We start from the raw sequence: 20,050 nt of genomic DNA, 5'->3' as shown, positions 1-20,050 counted from the left end.
CAGTGTTCTTCAGAGTGGAGGCTTGGCTCGGCGGGCTTTGAAGAACTCGCTGAGGACAGCCCCACACTCCTCGGCCAACACCCCACCTTCAAACAACACCCGATGGTTAAGAAAACCCTGGGTGAAAAACTGCCCCTGGCTCTGCACAATCCCGGCCTTGGGTTCCAGGGCGCCATACACTACCCGCGCCACCCGTGAATGCACGATCAGCCCCGCACACATGCTGCACGGTTCCAGCGTCACGTACAGCGTGCTGCCCACCAGCCGATAGTTGCTGATCGCTTGCGCAGCGGCGCGGATCGCGACCATTTCGGCATGGGCGCTGGGGTCGTTGCCGCTGATGGGGCAGTTGAAGCCGCGGCCGATGATTTCACCGTCCTGCACCAGCACGGCGCCCACCGGCACCTCGCCCAATGCGGCGCCTTGGGCGGCGAGCGCCAGGGCTTCGCGCATAAAGTCCTGGTCGCGGCTGCGGTCGATAATCGCGGCGGGGCGAATCTGGCGCATCACGCCACCTCGATGGCGGCCATCAGGCCGGTTTCCATGTGGTCGATCACATGGCAATGGAACATCCACACCCCAGGGTTATCCGCCACCAAGGCCACACGGGCGCGTTCGTTCTTGCCCAGCAGGTAGGTGTCGGTGAAATACGGGATCACCTTGTGGCGGTTGGATGCGAGCACCTTGAAGCTCATGCCGTGCAGGTGGATCGGGTGCTGGTACTGGGTCATGTTCTTCAATTCGAAAATATAGCTTTTGCCCTTTTCCAGCTTGGCAATCGGGCGGTCGGCGCAGGTCTTGTCGGTGATGTCCCAGGCCTGGCCGTTGATCTGCCACAGGCTCGGCGGCTTGCCGTTCTCGACATTGACCGACACCGAGCCGACCCACTCGAAATTGAAGTTGAGTTTCTCGGCATTGGCCAGGTCTGGCTCGGCGACGGGGTTGGCCGGCAATGCCGGTGGCCAGGCGGTAGGCGCGTCGGTATTGGCGACCGAGCGGAAGGTGCCAAGGCGCACCGGACCGTTGCGCAGCGACAGTTCTTCGCCCGCCGGCGGTGCCTTGATCGCCAGGCAAATGCGCATGCCCGGGCCCAACCAATATTCCTTGCCCAGCGGGCGCGGCTCGATGGGGTTGCCGTCCAGGGCGTAGATCTGCGCTTCGACGCCGGGAATATTGAGGCGATAGGTCAGGGTGTTGTCGAGGTTGAGCAGGCGCACGCGGGTGATTTGCCCGGCAGGCAGCTCGATGACCGCCTGGGGCACGCCGTTGATAGTCGAGAGGCGCCCGGCCGTGCCGCCACGCGCGGCTTCACGGGGGATGCTGAATTCGACAAACTCGCCCTGTTCGTCGATGTGCCAGTTCTTCAGGCTCAAGGTGCGTTCGTACTGGAAACCGGTGGGTTCGCGCTCTTCCACGATCAACGGGCCGACCAGGCCACGGCCGAGTTCTTCACTGCTGCTGACATGGGGGTGGTACCAGTAACTGCCGGCATCGGGCACGCGGAATTTGTAGTCGAAGTATTCGCCAGGCAGCACCGGCAATTGCGAGACGTAGGGCACGCCGTCCATTTCCAGCGGCAGGCGGATGCCGTGCCAGTGGATGGTGGTGGCGACCGGCAGATGGTTGATAAAGCGCACCCGCAGCCATTCGCCTTGGCGCACCCGCAACTCGGTGCCCGGCGCCGATGGGCCGAACGCCCAGGCCTGGGTCTTGTGCCCCGGCACCAACTCTACGTCCAGGGGCGCGGCGATCAGCTCGTAATCGTGCCCGGCCTCGGACTCAGCGACTTTCCCCAGCCAGTAGCGGTAGCCACCGCCGGCACCGACGCCTACTACGGCCAGGCCAGCAAGACCACCCAGGATTTGTCGACGGGAAAAGGATCGGGACACAACAACCTCGCGTATCTGCCGCAGGCCAAGGGCCTGCAAAGGGCAGATACGATACACCTGCGGGGCCTAAACAGTAAGGGTTCGCATTGCCGCACAGATGAAACATGGCTCAAACAACCTGTAGGAGCGAGCTTGCTCGCGAAAGACCTGAGAACAGCGCGGGGAGCCAGACTCCCCGCGTCATCGTTAACGACCTTCGCGAGCAAGCTCGCTCCTACAGGTTAATGTGCGATCAGGCCTTGGCAGCAGCCAAAATCAGGGCTTTCATCTCGGCCACAGCACCTTTGAAACCGACGAACAGCGCGTGCGCGACCAGCGCATGGCCGATGTTCAGCTCGTTGATACCTTTGATTGCGGCTACGGCTTCGACGTTGTGATAGTGCAGGCCATGGCCGGCGTTGACGATCAAGCCTTCGTTGAGCCCGCAGTTCACGCCGTCGAGGATGCGTTGCAACTCATCGGCCACTTCGGTCGGCGTGGTCGCATCGGCATAACGGCCAGTGTGCAGTTCGATGGCCGGGGCGCCGACACGGCGGGAGGCTTCGATCTGGCGTTCGTCGGCGTCGATAAACAGCGAGACTTCACTGCCGATCCGCGACAGGCGTTCCACCGCCGCCTTGATCCGCGCTTCCTGGCCGGCGACGTCGAGGCCGCCTTCGGTGGTCAGTTCCTGGCGGGTTTCCGGTACCAGGCAGATATGCGCCGGGCGGATGCGCTCGGCGAACGCCATCATTTCTTCAGTGACGCCCATTTCGAAGTTCATGCGGGTTTGCAGCACGTCCTTGAGCAACAGCACGTCACGCTCCTGGATGTGGCGGCGGTCTTCGCGCAGGTGCACGGTGATGCCGTCGGCGCCCGCTTCTTCGGCGTCCAGCGCGGCCTTGACCGGGTCGGGGTAACGGGTGCCCCGGGCCTGGCGCAGGGTGGCGACGTGGTCGATGTTGACGCCAAGAAGAATGCGATTGCTGGTGGTCACGGAAGCGCTCCTGAAAAGGGAAAGAATCGGTGCACAGCATACACGGGGATGTCAGGGCTTTCGAAACAACTCGCGACTGACCAGCGGCCGCCCGCCCAGATGCACGGCCAGGGCCTGGCGCATCAAGCGCTTGGCCGCGGACAGCGCGCCGGGAGCGTGCCAGTCGGCTTCACTCATGGCCAGCAGCTCGGTGCCCTGGAACAGGCCGGGCTGCAGCAGGTACACACGCTCAAGCCCCGCATCGACTTGCAGGCGATACATGCCATCGGCGGCGATGGGCTCGCCGTGCAAGTCGTTGGCCAGTTCGAAGCCGTAGCCAAGGTCGTCGAGCAAACGCCATTCGAAAGCGCGCAGCAACGGTTCCAACGGACGGCCTTCAGCGAGGGCAAGCAAAGTGGCAGCGTAGTGATCGAAGACTGCCGGGTGCGGGTCTTCGGCGGGCAACAGGCGGATCAGCAGTTCATTGAGGTAAAGGCCGCTGAACAGCGCATCGCCATTCAGCCAGGCCGAGGTGCCGACGCTTTCCAGGCGGCCGACGTTCTTCAGCTCGCCCTTGCCGCGAAACTCCACGTCCAGCGCCACGAACGGCCGCGCCAAGGTGCCAGCCTTACCGCGCGCGCTGCGCAAGACGGCGCGCAGGCGGCCTTGGGGCGTGAGGAAGTCCACCAGCGCGCTGGTTTCGCGGTAGGCGCGGCTGTGCAGGACGTAGGCGAGTTGGCTGGGGGGTGGGGATTGGGACATGGCAGGCTCGCTAAGGGAACACCGTCTTCAAAGCGATGATAATCACTGTAGGAGCGAGCTTGCTCGCGAAGAACTTGAGGACAACGCGTTTACTCAGAATAAACACATCATCGTTGACGTTTTTCGCGAGCAAGCTCGCTCCTACAGTGGGCGCGCCGCAGCTTAGAGGTCGCCGTAGCCCAGGGAGCGCAGCGCACGCTCATCATCGGACCAGCCACCCTTCACCTTCACCCACAGGTTGAGCATGATCTTGGAGTCGAACAGCAGCTCCATGTCCTTGCGCGCTTCGGTGCCGATGCGCTTGATGCGCTCGCCCTTGTCGCCAATGATGATTTTCTTCTGGCCGTCACGTTCAACGAGGATCAGCGCATGGATATGCAAGGTCTTGCCTTGCTGCTTGAACTCTTCGATTTCGACGGTGATCTGGTACGGCAGCTCGGCGCCCATCTGGCGCATGATTTTCTCACGCACCAGCTCGGCGGCAAGGAAGCGGCTGCTGCGGTCGGTGATCTGGTCTTCCGGGAAGAAGTGCTCGTTCTCCGGCAGGTGCTCGGCAATCACGCGCTCCAGGGCTTCCAGGTTATGGCCGTGCTGGGCCGAGATCGGGATGATCTGGGCGTTCGGCAGTTGTTCCTGCAGCCAGCTCAGGTGCGGCATCAGCTCGGCTTTGTCTTCGATACGGTCGGTCTTGTTCAGCGCGACGATCAACGGGCCGGTCACGTACTGCACACGCTCGAGGACCATCTGGTCTTCGTCGGTCCACTTGGTGCGGTCGACCACGAAGATCACCACGTCGACGTCTTTCAACGCCGCCGAGGCGGTCTTGTTCATGTAGCGGTTCAGGGCTTTCTCGCCGCCTTTGTGCATGCCAGGGGTATCGACATACACCGCTTGCACGTTGCCTTCGGTCTTGATGCCCAGCATGTTGTGGCGGGTGGTCTGGGGCTTGCGCGAGGTGATCGCGAGCTTCTGGCCGAGGATGTGGTTGAGCAGCGTGGACTTGCCCACGTTCGGGCGGCCGACGATGGCAACATAGCCACAGCGTGTTGCGGTTGAATCAGTCATGGCCATTCTCCACGCCCAGGGCAATCAGTGCTGCAGCGGCCGCTACCTGTTCGGCAATACGACGGCTCACACCCTGACCTCGGCTTTTTTCGTTCAATAAGGTGATTTCACATTCCACGAAGAACACCCGGCAATGGGGCTCTCCCTGGATATCCACCACTTCGTAGCGTGGCAGTTCGCAACCGCGCGACTGCAGGTATTCTTGCAGGCGGGTCTTGGGATCCTTGTTGGTATCTACCAGCGTCAGGCTTTCGATTTCCGAGGCCAGCCAGGCGACAACGCGCTCCTTGGCCGTCTCCATGCCTGCATCGAGGTAGATCGCACCGATCAAGGCTTCCAGGGCATCAGCCAGGATTGACTCGCGACGGAAACCGCCGCTTTTCAACTCGCCGGAACCCAGCCGCAGGTACTCGCCCAGGCCGAAGCCTCGGGCCAGCACGGCCAGGGTCTCGCCTTTTACAAGGCGTGCGCGCAGGCGCGAAAGCTGGCCTTCTCGCGCTTGGGGGAAACGCTCGAACAGCGCCTCGCCGGCGGCGAAATTGAGGATAGCGTCACCGAGAAATTCCAGGCGCTCGTTATTGCGCCCTGCAAAGCTGCGGTGTGTGAGGGCAAGGACCATCAATTCCTGGTCCTTGAAGGTGTAGCCGAGCTGGCGCTCGAGACGACTTAGAGAAACGGTCACGGTTTATCCATATCTAGTTGATGGCACCGGCGGCCATCGACGATTGACGCAGTGTTCAAATTCAAATCCTGATGGGTACCGGGCATCGGAAAATGTCCAAGCCCCAGAAAAGCATTCGGCGCTGTGTTCACAGCGCCGCTTGTATTACTTGATCAGCCCGACCCGCGAGAAGTTCGGCAGGTGGCTGAGCTTGGGTTCCGGCCAACTCATCCAGACCGCGAAGGCTTTGCCGACAATGTTCTCGTCGGGCACCATGCCCAGCAGGTCTTTGGGAATGTTGGGGTCATCCCAATAGCGGCTGTCGTTGGAGTTGTCGCGGTTGTCGCCCATCATGAAGTAGTGCCCGGCAGGCACTTTCCACTGGCCATCCGGCATCGCACGGTAGCGGCTCATTTCCTTGCGGATCTGGTGCTCCACCGCGCCGAGTTTTTCCTGGTACAGCTCGGCGCTGCCCAAGGTATTCGGCTCGGCGCCCAACAGTTTCTCGGCCACCGACTCACCGTTGATCAACAGGCGCTTGTCGCTGGTGTAGCGCACCACGTCGCCCGGCAGGCCGACCACACGCTTGATGTAGTTGACGTTCGGGTCGCTTGGGTAGCGGAACACCATCACATCGCCGCGCTGCGGGTCACCCACGGGGATGACTTTCTTGTCGATCACCGGCAGGCGAATGCCGTAGGAAAACTTGTTCACCAGGATGAAGTCACCCACGTCCAGGGTCGGTTTCATCGACCCCGAAGGGATCTGGAACGGCTCTACCAGAAACGAGCGCAGTACCAGCACGATGAACAACACCGGAAAGAACGACTTGCCGTACTCAACCAGCAAGGGCTCTTTGTTCAGCTTCTCGACCACCACCGCATCGGGCTGGCTGACGCTGCCCTGATAGGAAGCGATGGCCGCCCGACGACGCGGGGCGAAGAACACCAGATCGAGCAACGCCAGGAGACCACAGACGGCAACGGCAATGACCAGCAACAGCGGGAAATTTAGTGACATAGGACCTAACTATCCAACCTGAGCACCGCAAGGAAGGCTTCTTGTGGAATTTCCACGTTGCCTACTTGCTTCATGCGTTTTTTACCGGCCTTTTGCTTCTCAAGCAGCTTGCGCTTACGGCTTACGTCACCGCCGTAGCATTTGGCCAGTACGTTCTTTCTGAGAGCCTTGACGGAAGTCCGCGCAATGATCTGCCCGCCAATGGCGGCCTGGATCGCGACGTCGAACATCTGGCGCGGAATCAGTTCCTTCATCTTCTCGGTCAGTTGGCGACCTTTGTAGTGCGCGTTGTCCTTGTGCACGATCAGTGCCAAGGCATCTACCTTGTCGCCGTTGATCAGCACATCCAGTTTCACCAGATTAGCCGATTGGTAACGATCGAAATGGTAGTCCAGCGAAGCATAGCCGCGACTGGTGGACTTGAGACGGTCGAAGAAGTCCAGGACCACTTCGTTCATCGGCAAATCGTAGGTCACTTGCACCTGGGTACCGAGGAACAGCATGTCGTGCTGTACGCCACGCTTTTCGATACACAAGGTAATCACGTTGCCCAGGTGTTCCTGCGGCACAAGGATATTGGCGCGCACGATGGGCTCGCGCATGTCTTCAATGGAAGACAGGTCTGGGAGCTTGGACGGGTTGTCGACGTAAATCGTTTCACCGGTTTTCAGCGCCAGCTCAAAAATAACGGTCGGTGCAGTGGTGATCAGGTCCAGGTCGTATTCGCGCTCAAGGCGCTCCTGGATGATTTCCATGTGCAGCATGCCCAGGAACCCGCAGCGGAAGCCGAAGCCCAGGGCGTCGGAGCTTTCCGGGGTGTACTGCAACGACGAGTCGTTGAGGGTCAGTTTTTGCAGGGCTTCGCGGAAATCTTCGAAGTCATCGGAGCTCACCGGGAACAGACCGGCATAGACCTGAGGCTGGATGCGCTTGAAACCCGGCAGCACATCGACGTCAGGGGTGGAGCTCAAGGTCAGGGTGTCACCGACCGGCGCACCATGGATGTCCTTGATACCGGCGATGATGAAGCCTACTTCACCGGCTTTCAGGTCAACGGTGGCGGTGTGTTTCGGGTTGAATACACCGACGCTGTCCACCAGGTGGATCTTGCCGGTGGACTTGACCAAAATCTTGTCGCCCTTCTTCACCCGGCCATGGCGCACACGTACCAGGGAGACAACGCCCAGGTAGTTGTCGAACCAGGAGTCGATGATCAACGCTTGCAGCGGATCTTCGATGTTGCCGGTGGGGGCCGGAATGGTCTTGACCAGGCGCTCGAGCACTTCGTCGACGCCCAGGCCGGTCTTGGCGCTGCACTCGACGGCGTCGGTGGCGTCAATACCGATGATTTTTTCGATTTCTTCCTTCACCCGGTCCGGATCGGCTTGTGGCAAGTCGATTTTGTTCAGCACCGGCATCACTTCCAGGCCTTGCTCGATGGCGGTGTAGCAGTTGGCCACGGACTGGGCTTCAACGCCCTGGCCTGCGTCCACTACCAGCAACGCGCCTTCGCAGGCTGCCAGCGAACGGCTGACTTCGTAGGTGAAGTCAACGTGGCCCGGGGTGTCAATGAAGTTCAGCTGGTACTTGATACCGTCTTTGGCGGTGTAATACAGAGTAACGCTGTGGGCCTTGATGGTGATCCCGCGCTCGCGTTCGAGGTCCATGGAATCCAGTACCTGGGCTTCCATTTCACGCTCGGCAAGGCCACCGCACATCTGGATAAATCGATCGGCCAGCGTCGACTTGCCATGGTCAATGTGGGCGATGATGGAGAAATTGCGGATATGACTCAAATCACTCACGGATCAACACTCAAAAAGGCTGCAGGCAGATTGCCCGCTGAAAAATAGCCGGGAATTGTACCTGATGCTCAGGCCAGACGTCATCTTTGCTGACCAATACAAAAAAGCCCCGTTTCCACGGGGCTTATTACTGTAGGAGCGAGCTTGCTCGCGAAAATCGCCAACGATAACGCGCCTATCCTGGATAAACGCGGCGTTTCGTAGATTTTCGCGAGCAAGCTCGCTCCTACAGGGAGGGGCATTATGCGGGCGGCTTCAACCGGCCCGGCGCAGCAGCCAGAACCCGGCCACGGCGCAAATGGCCGTGGGCACCAGCACCGCAAACAGCGGCGAGAACCCGAATACCAGGCTCGACGGCCCGAGCAAGTCCTGGGCGATGCGGAAGGTGAAGCCCACCAGCACACCGGTAAATACCCGCTGGCCCAGGGTCACGGAACGCAATGGCCCGAAAATGAAGGAGATCGCCATCAACACCAAGGCGGCGGTAACCACTGGTTGCAAGACTTTCACCCAGAACGCCAGCCAGTAACGGCCATTGTTCAAACCCTGCTCCTTCAGGTAATGGATATAGCTCCACAACCCGGAGATCGGCAGGGCTTCCGGCACCATCACCACGGTGTTGAGCAATTCCGGCTTGAGGGCGATATCCCACTGTTCGGTCGGCACATTCACCACTTCGGTGCTGGACTGGGTGCCCTGGCCCACGTTACGAAAGTGCGTGGTGGTGACGTCGCTCAGTTCCCATTGCTCGCCACTGTACTGCGCGCGCTTGGCGAAGCTGGACGACAGCATGTGCCGCTCTTTGTCGAAGGTGTAGCGGGTCACCCCGATCAACAGGCCACCCGGTTGCACGGCGTTGATGTGGATAAACTCGTCACCCTGGCGGTGCCACAGGCCGTGCTTGGCACTTTGCGCATCGCCCGAACCCTGGGCCAGGGCGCGGTTGGCCTGGGCGGTGGCTTCGGCCGGTGGCGCAACGTATTCACCGATCAGCACGCTGCACGCCATCAGCAGCAGCATCGGTTTCATGACCGCCCAGACGATACGGCCGATGGACACCCCGGCGGCGCGCATGATGGTCAGCTCGCTGTTGCTGGCCAGGGTGCCCAGGCCGATCAGGCAGCCGATCAGCGCGGCCATGGGCATCATGTCGTAAAGACGACGCGGCGCGGTCAGTGCCACGTAGCTCAGCACGTCCGTGACCGTGTAGGTGTCGGTGACGTTGCCCACTTCATCAATGAAGGCGAACAACAAGGCCAAGCCGAGGATGATGCCCAGTACCGCCAGGATGGCGATCAGTACGCTAATGCCGATGTAGCGATCAAGCTTAGCCACGAGCCAACTCCTTCAGGCCACGACGGCTCTTCATTTTCAAACGGATAGGTTCCCAGTAGAGCAGCCCCAGGCCGATCATCAGGAAAACCCCGTGTACCCACCACAGGCCCAGGGCCGGCGGCAGCTTGCCCTTCTCCAGGGAACCACGGGCAGAAATCAGGATGGTCAGGTAGGCCATGTACAGCAGGATCGCCGGCAGCAACTTGAGGAAACGCCCCTGGCGCGGGTTGACGCGCGAAAGCGGCACGGCCATCAGAGTCACGATAAACACCAGCAGCGGCAGGGACAGGCGCCATTGCAACTCGGCGATGGAGCGCAATTCCGGGCTGCCGAACAGCGATGAGGTAGGCAGTGCGTCGCGGTCGGTGACCTCGTCACTGATCTCGGCCTTGGGCAGCATGACGCCATAGGTGTCGTACTTGATCGCCCGATAATCCGCCAGGCCGGGGCTGCCGTCGTAGCGGTAGCCGTTTTCCAGGATCAGGTAGCGGTTGCCATCGGGACGGATTTCCTGGCGCCCGCTGTCGGCCACCAGGATGGTAATGCCACGGTCTTTCTGGTTTTGGCCGAGGTTCTTCTGGGAAATGAACACACCGCCCAGGTTGGAGCGGTCGTCGGTCATGGTTTCGGTGTAGGTCACCCGTGAACCGTCGCTGAGCGCCTGGAAGCGACCGGGCTCGAGGGTGTCGAACTCCGTCATCGCATCCTGCTTGTTCAGCAGCAACTGGAATTGCATGGCCCCCTGGGGCGCCAGGCTCATGCTCAACCAGGCCACCACCAGGGCGACACCGGCGGCAGGCACCATGGTCATGGCCAGCAGGCGCTGCTGGCTCATGCCGGTGGCCGACAGCACGGTCATCTCGCTTTCCAGGTACAGCCGGCCATAGGCCAGCAATATGCCGAGAAACAGGCCCAGCGGCAGGATCAACTGGAGCATGCCGGGCATCCGGTAGCCCATGATCAGGAACAGTGAGCCCGGATCCAGGGCGCCAGCGGCGGCTTGGGCCAGGAACTTGACGAAACGACCACTCATGATGATGACCAGCAACACCGCACTCACGGCACTCAGGGTCAACAGGACTTCGCGGGACAGATAACGGAAGACAATCAAACCAGACACTCCAGGGTTGTCAGGCTAAGGCGGCCAAACAAGCAAGCATACCGAGTCGACCCGTTTACCACGGGCCGGCTAAAAAGATGGCGCATTATCCTGTGATTGACCGCGCCTGTCACGGAGCTTACTCATGCGCACGCACAAAGCGTGCGCCAAGGGTTGTCAGGCTCCGCTGGCGCGGTTCAAACTGCGGCCTTTGTCGCTGGCGGTTTACAACGCTGCCGAGCTTTAAAGCCGGAGTACAAGCTCCCGGCTCACAGACCTTGATAAGGGACCCGAAAATGGAATTGGTTGTAAAAAGCGTTAGCCCCGAAACGTTGAAAACCGCCACCCTCGTGGTCGCTGTCGGCGAAGGCCGCACACTCGGCGTCGCCGCCAAGCAACTGGATGAACTGAGCGGCGGCGCTATCAGCGCCGTGCTCAAGCGCGGCGACCTGGCCGGCAAAGTCGGCCAGAGCCTGCTGCTGCAGAGCCTGCCCAACCTTAAAGCCGAGCGCGTTTTGCTGGTGGGCGTGGGCAAGGACGCCGAACTGGGCGACCGTCCGTTTCGCAAGATCGTCAGCGGCATCCTCACCACCCTCAAGGGCCTGGGCGGCAGCGATGCGGTACTGGCACTCGATGAAATCGTGGTCAAGGGCCGCGACAGCTACGGCAAGACCCGCCTGCTGGCCGAGTCGCTGGTAGACGGCGGCTATATTTTCGACCAGTTCAAGAGCCAGAAAGCCGAACCCCGCGCCCTGAAGAAAATCACCCTGCTGACCATCAAGGCCGCCCAGGCTGAAGTCCAACGCGCCGTCACCCACGCCCAGGCCATCGCCAACGGCATGTCGTTCACTCGCGACCTGGGCAACCTGCCGCCGAACATCTGCCACCCGACATTCCTGGGCGAACAGGCCAAGGCATTGGGCAAAGAGTTCAAGGGCTTGAAGGTTGAAGTGCTGGACGAGAAGAAGATCAAGGACCTGGGCATGGGCTCGTTCTATGCCGTGGGCCAGGGCAGCGACCAGCCGCCTCGCCTGATCGTGATGCAATACAACGGCGGCAAGAAGTCCGAGAAGCCTTACGCCCTGGTGGGTAAAGGCATCACTTTCGACACCGGCGGCATCAGCCTCAAGCCGGGCGCCGGCATGGACGAAATGAAGTACGACATGGGCGGCGCCGCCAGCGTGTTCGGTACCTTGCGTGCGGTGCTTGAGCTCAAGCTGCCGATCAACCTGGTGTGCATCCTGGCCTGTGCCGAGAATATGCCGAGCGGCGGTGCTGCGCGCCCGGGCGATATCGTCACCACCATGAGCGGCCAGACCGTCGAGATCCTCAACACCGACGCCGAAGGCCGTCTGGTGCTGTGCGACGCCCTGACCTACGCCGAACGCTTCAAGCCCCAGGCTGTGATCGACATCGCGACCCTGACCGGTGCCTGCATCGTGGCCCTGGGGTCCCACACCTCGGGCCTGCTGGGCAACAACGACGAACTGATCGAGCAACTGCTCAGCGCTGGCAAGGCTGCCGACGACCGCGCCTGGCAACTGCCGCTGTTCGATGAGTACCAGGAACAGCTCGACAGCCCGTTTGCCGACATCGCCAACATCGGTGGCCCGAAAGCCGGCACCATCACCGCGGCCTGCTTCCTGTCGCGCTTTGCCAAGAACTTCAACTGGGCTCACCTGGACATCGCCGGCACGGCCTGGACCAGCGGCGGCAAGGACAAGGGCGCCACTGGCCGTCCGGTACCCCTGCTGACCCAATACCTGCTGGATCGCGCCAAAGCTTAAGCGGCCCCGGCCCTTCTGTAGGAGCGAGCTTGCTCGCGAAGATCGCCTTTGACAACGCGTACATCCTGGATGAACGCGGTGTCCTCTGGTTTTTCGCGAGCAAGCTCGCTCCTACAGGACTGGCGCCCCCCCAGGATTTCCAATGCCCCAAGTCGACTTCTATATATTGCCCAGCGCCGATCCCCTCGCCCGCCTGGACTTTGCCTGCAAACTCACCGAAAAAGCCTGGCGCATGGGCCATCGCATCTACCTGCACTGCAGCGATGCCGCCCAACGTGACGAACTCGATGCCCGCCTGTGGCGCTTCAAGGGCGAAAGCTTCGTGCCCCACGGCCCCGCCGAATCCGAACCCGAAAGCCTGGTGGTGCTGGGCTTGGGGGATAATTGCGGCGATCACCATGACTTGCTGGTCAACCTCGACCTGAAAGTACCGGCCTTTGCCAAAGCGTTCGCCCGTGTGGCGGAAGTGGTGGTGGAAGACCCGGCTATTCGTCAGGCTGCGCGGGAGAGTTTCCGTTTCTACCGTGAACAGGGCTATCCTCTGCAAGATCACCGGCTACAACGACTTTGAGTACATGATGGACACTCCCAACCCGCTGAAAAAAGACGACCACCTGCTGGATGACCTGGAGTCGATCCGTCAGTTGCTGGGTGATGACAACCTGCAACCGCCGCTGCTGACCGACACGGTCGAGGGCGAGGTACAGATTCCGCTGTTGTTCGACATGGTCGGCGGCAAGCCTGCCGCCCCGGAACCTGTGGTTGCAGAACCCGCTCCCGCCGCTGAAAAAGCGCCCGACGCGCTGCTGCTGCACCTGGACAACGAACTGCGCGCCGCCGCGCAATTGATCATGCAGGATGTGATCGATGACTTTGCGCCGCATATCGAGGCTGAGATCAAGCGTCGGATGGATGCGCGGATGGAGCGGTTGCTCAGCCAATACCAGAACTAGCCTTTCTGTAGGAGCGAGCTTGCTCGCGAAAATCCTCAACGATAACGCGGGCATCCTGAGTAAACGCAGTGCCCTCTCGTTCTTCGCGAGCAAGCTCGCTCCTACCCCTCGCCCCTATCCCCCGTTATACTTGCCGGCTTTCCTGAATAAATGCCAACTAGGGTCCCGCCGCGCATGGATAAGACCTACCAGCCCCACGCTATCGAAACTTCCTGGTACAACACCTGGGAGTCCGAGAACTATTTCGCCCCACAAGGTGCGGGCGACTCGTACACCATCATGATTCCGCCACCGAACGTCACTGGCAGCCTGCACATGGGCCATGGCTTCAACAATGCGATCATGGATGCGTTGATCCGCTTCCGCCGCATGCAGGGTCGCGACACCCTGTGGCAACCGGGCACCGACCACGCCGGTATCGCCACCCAGATGCTGGTGGAACGCCAACTGGAAGCCACCGGCCAGAACCGTCACGACCTGGGTCGCGAGAAATTCCTGGAGAAAGTCTGGGAATGGAAGGACCAGTCCGGCGGCAATATCAGCCGTCAGATCCGTCGCCTGGGTTCGTCCGTAGACTGGAGCCGCGAGCGCTTCACCATGGACGACGGCCTGTCCGAAGCCGTAAAAGAAGCCTTCGTGCGCCTGCACGAAGACGGCCTGATCTACCGCGGCAAGCGCCTGGTCAACTGGGACACCAAGTTGCACACGGCAATTTCCGACCTCGAAGTGGAAAACCACGACGAGAAAGGCTTCCTGTGGAACCTCAAGTACCCGCTGGCCGACGGCGCCAAGACCGCTGAAGGCAACGATTACCTGATCGTCGCCACCACCCGTCCGGAAACCATGCTCGGCGATGCCGCCGTCGCCGTTAACCCGAACGATGAACGCTACCAGGCGCTGATCGGCAAGTTCGTCGAACTGCCGTTGGTTGGCCGCCGCATCCCGATCATCGCGGACGACTATTGCGACCCTGAATTTGGCACCGGCTGCGTGAAGATCACCCCGGCCCACGATTTCAACGACTATGAAGTCGGCAAGCGCCACAACCTGCCGCTGCTGAACATCTTCGACAAAAATGCCGCCGTACTGCCGGCCTGCCAGGTGTTCAACCTGGACGGCTCGCTCAACGACAGCATCGACGGCAAGATCCCGGCTGAATACGCAGGCCTCGACCGTTTTGAAGCGCGCAAGCAGATCGTAGCGGCCTTCGACGCCGCCGGCTTGCTGGTCAGCGTTGACGACCATGGCCTGAAAGTGCCCAAGGGCGACCGCTCCGGCACCGTGATCGAGCCGTGGCTGACCGACCAGTGGTACGTGTCCACCAAGCCGCTGGCCGAGCCTGCGATTGCCGCCGTCGAAGATGGCCGCATCCAGTTCGTGCCTAAACAGTACGAAAACATGTACTTCTCGTGGATGCGCGACATCCAGGACTGGTGCATCAGCCGTCAGCTGTGGTGGGGCCACCGTATTCCGGCCTGGTACGACGAATCGGGCAAGGTCTATGTAGGCCGCGACGAAGCCGAAGTGCGCGCCAAGCACAACCTCGGCGCGGACATCGCGCTGCAACAGGACAACGACGTACTGGACACCTGGTTCAGTTCGGGCCTGTGGACCTTCTCGACCCTGGGCTGGCCGCAGCAGACCGAGTTCCTGAAGAAATTCCACTCCACCGACGTGCTGGTCACCGGCTTCGACATCATTTTCTTCTGGGTTGCCCGGATGATCATGCTCACCATGCACTTGGTGAAGAACGAAGACGGCACCCCGCAGGTACCGTTCAAGACCGTGTACGTACACGGCCTGGTACGCGACGGCCAGGGCCAGAAGATGTCCAAGTCCAAGGGCAACGTCCTGGACCCGCTGGACATCATCGACGGCATCGACCTGGAAACCCTGGTGCAGAAACGCACCTCGGGCCTGATGCAGCCGAAACTGGCGAAAAAGATCGAGAAGCAGACCCGCGACGAGTTCGCCGACGGCATCGCCAGCTACGGCACCGACGCCCTGCGCTTCACCTTCTGCTCGCTGGCGTCCACCGGTCGCGACATCAAGTTCGACATGGGCCGCGTCGAAGGCTATCGCAACTTCTGCAACAAGATCTGGAACGCGGCGCGCTACGTGCTGGACAAAGGCGAAGACTGCGGCCAGAACGGCGAAGCCTATGAGCTGAGCCTGGCGGATCGCTGGATCATCTCGCAGTTGCAGCGCACCGAAGCCGAAGTGACCCGCCAGCTCGACCAGTTCCGTTTCGACCTGGCCGCCCAGGCCCTGTACGAGTTCATCTGGAACCAGTATTGCGACTGGTACCTGGAACTGTCCAAGCCGGTACTGTGGGACGAAAACGCGCCGGTCGAGCGCCAGCGCGGCACCCGTCGTACCCTGGTGCGCGTGCTGGAAGTGGCGTTGCGCCTGGCGCACCCGTTCATGCCGTTCATCACCGAAGAAATCTGGCAGCGCCTGGCGCCGCTGGCCGGTATCGAAGGCAAGACCATCATGCTGCAACCTTGGCCGGTGGCCAACGAAGCGCGCATCGACGAGGCCGCCGAAAGCGATATCGAATGGCTCAAGACCCTGATGCTCGGCACGCGCAACATCCGCGCCGAGATGAACATCGGGCCGGGCAAGCCGTTGGCCGTGTTCGTCAAGAACGCCAGTGCCGAAGATCAGCGTCGCCTCAGCGAGAACGATGCGCTGCTCAAGAAGCTGGCCAAGCTGGAGTCGATCACCGTATTGGCCGCCGGTGCCGAAGCACCGCTGTCCGCCACTGCGCTGGTGGGCGACATGGAAGTGCTGGTGCCAATGGCCGGCCTGATCGACAAGGGTGCGGAACTGGCTCGTCTCGACAAGGAAATCGCGCGCCTGCAAGGCGAAGTGCAACGAGTGGGCGGCAAGCTGTCCAACGCGGCGTTCGTCGACAAGGCGCCGGCTGAAGTGATCGAGAAAGAACGCGTCAAGTTGGCCGAGGCTGAACAGGCCTTGGGCAAACTGGCGGAGCAACATGCGCGGATTTCCAGCCTGTAAGGCTTGCGCCGTGTGAAAAAAGAGACCTTCGGGTCTCTTTTTTTTGTCCAGCAAAACGACACCATTTCCGACTCTGAACCCTATCCCTGTGGGAGCTGGCTTGCCGGCGATAGCATCACCTCGATCTGCCTGATACACCCAGTCGCCTGCATCGCAGGCAAGCCAGCTCCCACATTTGACCGAGTTGTCCTCGGGAATGTGTGACAATGCCCACCACATTGAGCCAACACCAGAATCATCATGACCGCCCCCACTACGCCCAAACCACCGCGCAAGAAGCCTAAAACCGCCGCCACGGCCAAACCCGTCGCGCCGCGCAAAGAGGCCACCCTGCACCCGCGCAACCGCCACACGGGCCGTTACGACTTCCCGGCGCTGATCAAGACCACGCCTGAACTGGCCAAATTCGTGATCATCAATCCCTACGGCAAAGAGAGCATCGACTTCGCCAGCCCGGATGCGGTGCGGGTGTTCAACCGGGCGTTGCTCAAATCCTTCTATGGCATCCAGCATTGGGATATCCCGGCCGATTACCTGTGCCCGCCGGTGCCGGGGCGTGCTGACTACGTGCATTTCCTCGCCGACCTGCTGGCCAGCGTCAACGACGGCAAGATCCCGCGGGGCTCGATCGTCAAGGTGCTGGACATCGGCATGGGCGCCAACTGCGTGTATCCGCTGATTGGCTATATGGAGTACCGCTGGAACTTCCTCGGCTCGGAGGTCGACCCGATCGCCGTGTCCGCTGCCAAGGCCATCGTGCAATCCAACGACCTGAGCAAGGTCATCCAACTGCGCCAGCAACCTAACCCCAAACAGATCCTGTTGGGCCTGCTGGAGCCGAGTGAGCGCTTTGACCTTACAATGTGCAACCCGCCCTTCCATGCGTCCATGGACGAAGCCACCAAAGGCAGCGAGCGCAAATGGCGCGCCCTGGGCAAGGCCGACCCGAAACGCAAATTGCCGGTGCTCAACTTCGGTGGTCAATCGGCCGAACTGTGGTGTGAGGGCGGCGAGGCGCGGTTTGTGACGCAGTTGATCGCCGAAAGCGCGCACTTTGCGCATAAAGTGCTGTGGTTCAGCACCCTGGTGTCCAAAGCCTCCAACTTGCCGGCGATCGAAACGGCGCTTAAAAAAGCCGGCGTGCTGGAAAGCCAGGTGGTGGAGATGTCCCAGGGGCAGAAGCAGAGCCGCTTTGTGGCCTGGACGTTCCAGACCAAGAACGAGCAGCAGATCTGGCGCGAACGCTGGGTACGCTGACGCCAACCTGTAGGAGCGAGCTTGCTCGCGAAAAGCGCCAAGGCGCCGCGTTCAACCGGGACGGGCGCGTTATCGTTAACGTTTTTCGCGAGCGAGCTCGCTCCTACAGTTAAAAATCGCAGGCAATAAAAAACCGTGCCCGGATCACTCCGAAGCACGGTTTTTTTGCTGCGTCTTACTTGTTAACAGCGTCGGTCAGGCCTTTAGCCACAACCAGCTTGATAACTTTCTTGGCAGCGATTTCGATGGCAGCGCCAGTCGAAGGGTTACGGCCAGTACGGGCAGGACGCTCGGTCACTTTCAGTTTGCCAACGCCTGGCAGAGTGATTTCGCCGCCATTTTCCAGCTGATCAGCAACAACTTGGCTCAGTTGGTCCAGCAGAGCACGCACGGTAGTTTTCGGTGCGTCTACTGCTTCAGCCAGGTCAGCGATCAGTTGGTCTTTAGTAATAGCCATTGTGGTGTTCCTTCCCTATCAAATTCATATGGATTGCAGAGTGCAGTGTCAGCCGTCGAGCCCGACCGTCATGGCCTGGCATCCCCGGCCATAACCACGGAGATCGGGGTTATAGATGCTTGAAACGGGGATTGGTTCGACCTGACAAATGCTGAATGCACGCTTAACGCCGAGACTTGGCGTAAGACGGGGCAAAACTAGCACAGAGACGGGGAAATATCCGCCTCAACATACCCATTTGGTCAGCTTTATCGCTCTAAACCGTGAAAAAAAGGCATATGGCCAGTCGGAGGGCGTGCAAAATGCCGTTCGGGGCACGTCTTGACCAATGGGTGCGGTACACTGGGCGACTTTTCGGGGAGGCCAACCGCTCCCCCTTCAACCAGCCGAGAAGCCTATGCCGATCCGTCATTGCATCGTCCACCTGATCGACAAAAAACCCGACGGCACACCCGCAGTTCTTCACGCCCGCGACACGGAACTGGCCGAGTCCGCCGCCATCGAGAACATGCTTGCCGACCTCAACGAGAGCTACAACGCCAAACAAGGCAAGGCCTGGGGTTTCTTCCATGCCGAGTCCGGCGCGCACCCGTTCAGCGGCTGGTTGAAGGAATACTTTGACGGAGGCCAGGACTTCACCAGCTTCAGCCGCACGGCGGTTGAGCACCTGCAAAAGCTGATGGAGGAATCCAACCTCTCCACCGGCGGCCATGTGCTGTTTGCCCACTACCAGCAAGGCATGACCGACTACCTGGCCATCGCCCTGCTGCACCACAGCGAAGGCGTGGCGGTGACCGATGAGCTGGACGTGACGCCCTCGCGCCACCTGGACCTGGGCCAGTTGCACCTGGCGGCGCGTATCAACGTCTCCGAGTGGCAGAACAACAAGCAGTCCAAACAATACATCTCCTTTATCAAGGGCAAGAACGGCAAGAAGGTCTCGGAGTACTTCCGCGACTTTATCGGCTGCCAGGAAGGCGTCGACGGCCCGGGCGAAACCCGCACCCTGCTCAAGGCGTTCAGTGACTTCGTCGAAAGCGAAGACCTGCCCGACGAGTCCGCCCGCGAGAAAACCAAGACCCTGGTGGACTACGCCAGCAGCCAGGCCAAGCTCGGCGAACCGATGGGCCTGGAAGAGCTCTCCGGGTTGATCGATGAAGATCGGCCAAAAGCCTTCTACGACCACATCCGTAACAAGGATTACGGCCTGTCGCCGGAAATTCCGGCCGACAAACGCACCCTCAACCAGTTCCGCCGCTTCACCGGGCGTGCCGAGGGTTTGTCCATCAGCTTTGAAGCGCACTTGTTGGGCGACAAGATCGAGTACGACGAAGCCGCCGGCACCTTGATCATCAAGGGCCTGCCGACCCAACTGACCGACCAGCTCAAGCGCCGTAACTGATGCTGGGCGGGGTATTAAAGAAAGTCCTGCTGGTGTTGCTGGTGGTGGTTGCGATCCAGAACTGGGGCAAGGTGGAGCGGCTGTTCAACCCGTCCCAGGTGGCACCGGAGCAGGTGCGCGCCTCTGCGCGGGTGGTGCTCTATGCCACCGAGTGGTGTGGGTACTGCAAGCAGATCCGGCGCTTTCTGGACCAGAAGGGTATCCCGTACCAGGCCGTCGATATCGAGAAGGATGCCCAGGCGCGCAAGGCGTATGAGGCGCTGGGCGGTGGTGGGATTCCGTTTGTGGATGTAAACGGCACCTTGATTCGCGACTACAACCCTGAAGCGATCATGGCTGCATTGAAGTAACACACAATCAAATGTGGAAGCTGGCTTGCCTGCGATGGCGGTGTAACAGGTTCAATACCTGTGACTGACACACCGCTATCGCAGCATAGGTATCTACACAACTTCGAGTATTGCGCCGAACCTGTGGCGAGGGAGCTTGCTCCCGTGGCGACCTGACTGCCAGCGACTCTCTAAATGACACAACGCGATCCAAATGTGGGAGCGGGCTTGCTCGCGAAGGCGGCCTGACAGT

The 20,050-nt window shown here is 60.7% G+C and carries 18 protein-coding genes; 7 read left to right on the top strand and 11 right to left on the bottom strand.

The annotated features are described in order from the left end of the window. Positions 1-9 precede the first annotated feature (9 nt). From tadA to lptF, 10 genes are all read right to left on the bottom strand, one after another. Positions 10-507 (bottom strand): tRNA adenosine(34) deaminase TadA, encoded by a 498-nt coding sequence (tadA, locus tag HU731_RS21435; RefSeq protein WP_069558076.1) that lies wholly within the window; start codon positions 505-507, stop codon positions 10-12. Beyond that, positions 507-1,889, bottom strand: coding sequence for a multicopper oxidase family protein (locus HU731_RS21430; RefSeq protein ID WP_186608557.1), 1,383 nt, complete (start codon positions 1,887-1,889; stop codon positions 507-509). Before HU731_RS21430 ends, tadA begins: the two co-directional genes overlap by 1 nt. A 232-nt stretch (positions 1,890-2,121) precedes the next feature. Continuing rightward, the gene (pdxJ, locus tag HU731_RS21425) at positions 2,122-2,865 is read right to left on the bottom strand and encodes a pyridoxine 5'-phosphate synthase (RefSeq protein WP_186608556.1); all 744 of its coding nucleotides are present in this window, start codon (positions 2,863-2,865) and stop codon (positions 2,122-2,124) included. Positions 2,866-2,916: 51 nt separating this feature from the next. Then, complete coding sequence (gene recO, locus HU731_RS21420; protein ID WP_116667267.1) at positions 2,917-3,606, bottom strand: DNA repair protein RecO; 690 nt, start codon at positions 3,604-3,606, stop codon at positions 2,917-2,919. Between the two features lie 162 nt (positions 3,607-3,768). Beyond that, entirely contained in the window at positions 3,769-4,671 is a 903-nt protein-coding gene (gene era, locus HU731_RS21415) for a GTPase Era (protein WP_028618988.1), read from the bottom strand. Next, the gene (rnc, locus tag HU731_RS21410) at positions 4,664-5,353 is read right to left on the bottom strand and encodes a ribonuclease III (protein ID WP_003188856.1); all 690 of its coding nucleotides are present in this window, start codon (positions 5,351-5,353) and stop codon (positions 4,664-4,666) included. The genes era and rnc overlap by 8 nt, the downstream gene beginning before the upstream one ends. A gap of 144 nt (positions 5,354-5,497) precedes the next feature. Continuing rightward, positions 5,498-6,352, bottom strand: a complete 855-nt coding sequence (lepB, locus tag HU731_RS21405) for a signal peptidase I (RefSeq protein ID WP_186608555.1) — start codon at positions 6,350-6,352, stop codon at positions 5,498-5,500. 5 nt (positions 6,353-6,357) lie between these two features. Beyond that, complete coding sequence (gene lepA / locus HU731_RS21400; RefSeq protein ID WP_029297480.1) at positions 6,358-8,157, bottom strand: translation elongation factor 4; 1,800 nt, start codon at positions 8,155-8,157, stop codon at positions 6,358-6,360. A 255-nt stretch (positions 8,158-8,412) separates the two neighbouring features. Continuing rightward, positions 8,413-9,492, bottom strand: a complete 1,080-nt coding sequence (lptG, locus tag HU731_RS21395; protein ID WP_186608554.1) for an LPS export ABC transporter permease LptG — start codon at positions 9,490-9,492, stop codon at positions 8,413-8,415. After that, the gene (gene lptF, locus HU731_RS21390; RefSeq protein WP_003188848.1) at positions 9,485-10,603 is read right to left on the bottom strand and encodes an LPS export ABC transporter permease LptF; all 1,119 of its coding nucleotides are present in this window, start codon (positions 10,601-10,603) and stop codon (positions 9,485-9,487) included. Before lptF ends, lptG begins: the two co-directional genes overlap by 8 nt. Before the next feature lie 284 nt (positions 10,604-10,887). Between lptF and HU731_RS21385 the strand changes: the two genes are divergently transcribed. The 5 genes from HU731_RS21385 (at position 10,888) to rlmF (ending at position 17,609) form a co-directional block, all read left to right on the top strand. Further along, the gene (locus HU731_RS21385; protein WP_034128658.1) at positions 10,888-12,378 is read left to right on the top strand and encodes a leucyl aminopeptidase; all 1,491 of its coding nucleotides are present in this window, start codon (positions 10,888-10,890) and stop codon (positions 12,376-12,378) included. Between the two features lie 142 nt (positions 12,379-12,520). Next, positions 12,521-12,949, top strand: a complete 429-nt coding sequence (locus tag HU731_RS21380) for a DNA polymerase III subunit chi (protein WP_044272057.1) — start codon at positions 12,521-12,523, stop codon at positions 12,947-12,949. 7 nt (positions 12,950-12,956) lie between these two features. Next, positions 12,957-13,331, top strand: coding sequence for a hypothetical protein (locus HU731_RS21375; RefSeq protein WP_032893407.1), 375 nt, complete (start codon positions 12,957-12,959; stop codon positions 13,329-13,331). Positions 13,332-13,505: 174 nt separating this feature from the next. After that, positions 13,506-16,352 (top strand): valine--tRNA ligase, encoded by a 2,847-nt coding sequence (locus HU731_RS21370; RefSeq protein WP_186608553.1) that lies wholly within the window; start codon positions 13,506-13,508, stop codon positions 16,350-16,352. 240 nt (positions 16,353-16,592) lie between these two features. Then, positions 16,593-17,609, top strand: a complete 1,017-nt coding sequence (gene rlmF / locus HU731_RS21365; protein WP_186608552.1) for a 23S rRNA (adenine(1618)-N(6))-methyltransferase RlmF — start codon at positions 16,593-16,595, stop codon at positions 17,607-17,609. A gap of 175 nt (positions 17,610-17,784) precedes the next feature. Here the strand turns inward: rlmF and HU731_RS21360 are convergent, their stop codons facing one another. After that, a complete protein-coding gene (locus tag HU731_RS21360) occupies positions 17,785-18,066 on the bottom strand; it encodes an HU family DNA-binding protein (RefSeq protein WP_003188840.1) in 282 nt (93 codons plus the stop codon). 397 nt (positions 18,067-18,463) lie between these two features. Between HU731_RS21360 and yejK the strand changes: the two genes are divergently transcribed. Both yejK and HU731_RS21350 read left to right on the top strand, forming a co-directional pair. Continuing rightward, complete coding sequence (gene yejK, locus HU731_RS21355) at positions 18,464-19,468, top strand: nucleoid-associated protein YejK (RefSeq protein WP_014717069.1); 1,005 nt, start codon at positions 18,464-18,466, stop codon at positions 19,466-19,468. Continuing rightward, positions 19,468-19,818, top strand: coding sequence for a glutaredoxin family protein (locus HU731_RS21350; protein ID WP_069558070.1), 351 nt, complete (start codon positions 19,468-19,470; stop codon positions 19,816-19,818). Before yejK ends, HU731_RS21350 begins: the two co-directional genes overlap by 1 nt. Positions 19,819-20,050: the final 232 nt, after the last annotated feature.

Source organism: Pseudomonas salmasensis (genome assembly GCF_014268375.2).
In the GTDB taxonomy this organism is placed as follows: Bacteria; Pseudomonadota; Gammaproteobacteria; order Pseudomonadales; family Pseudomonadaceae; genus Aquipseudomonas; species Aquipseudomonas salmasensis.
This window is presented reverse-complemented; position numbering and strand designations above follow the sequence as displayed.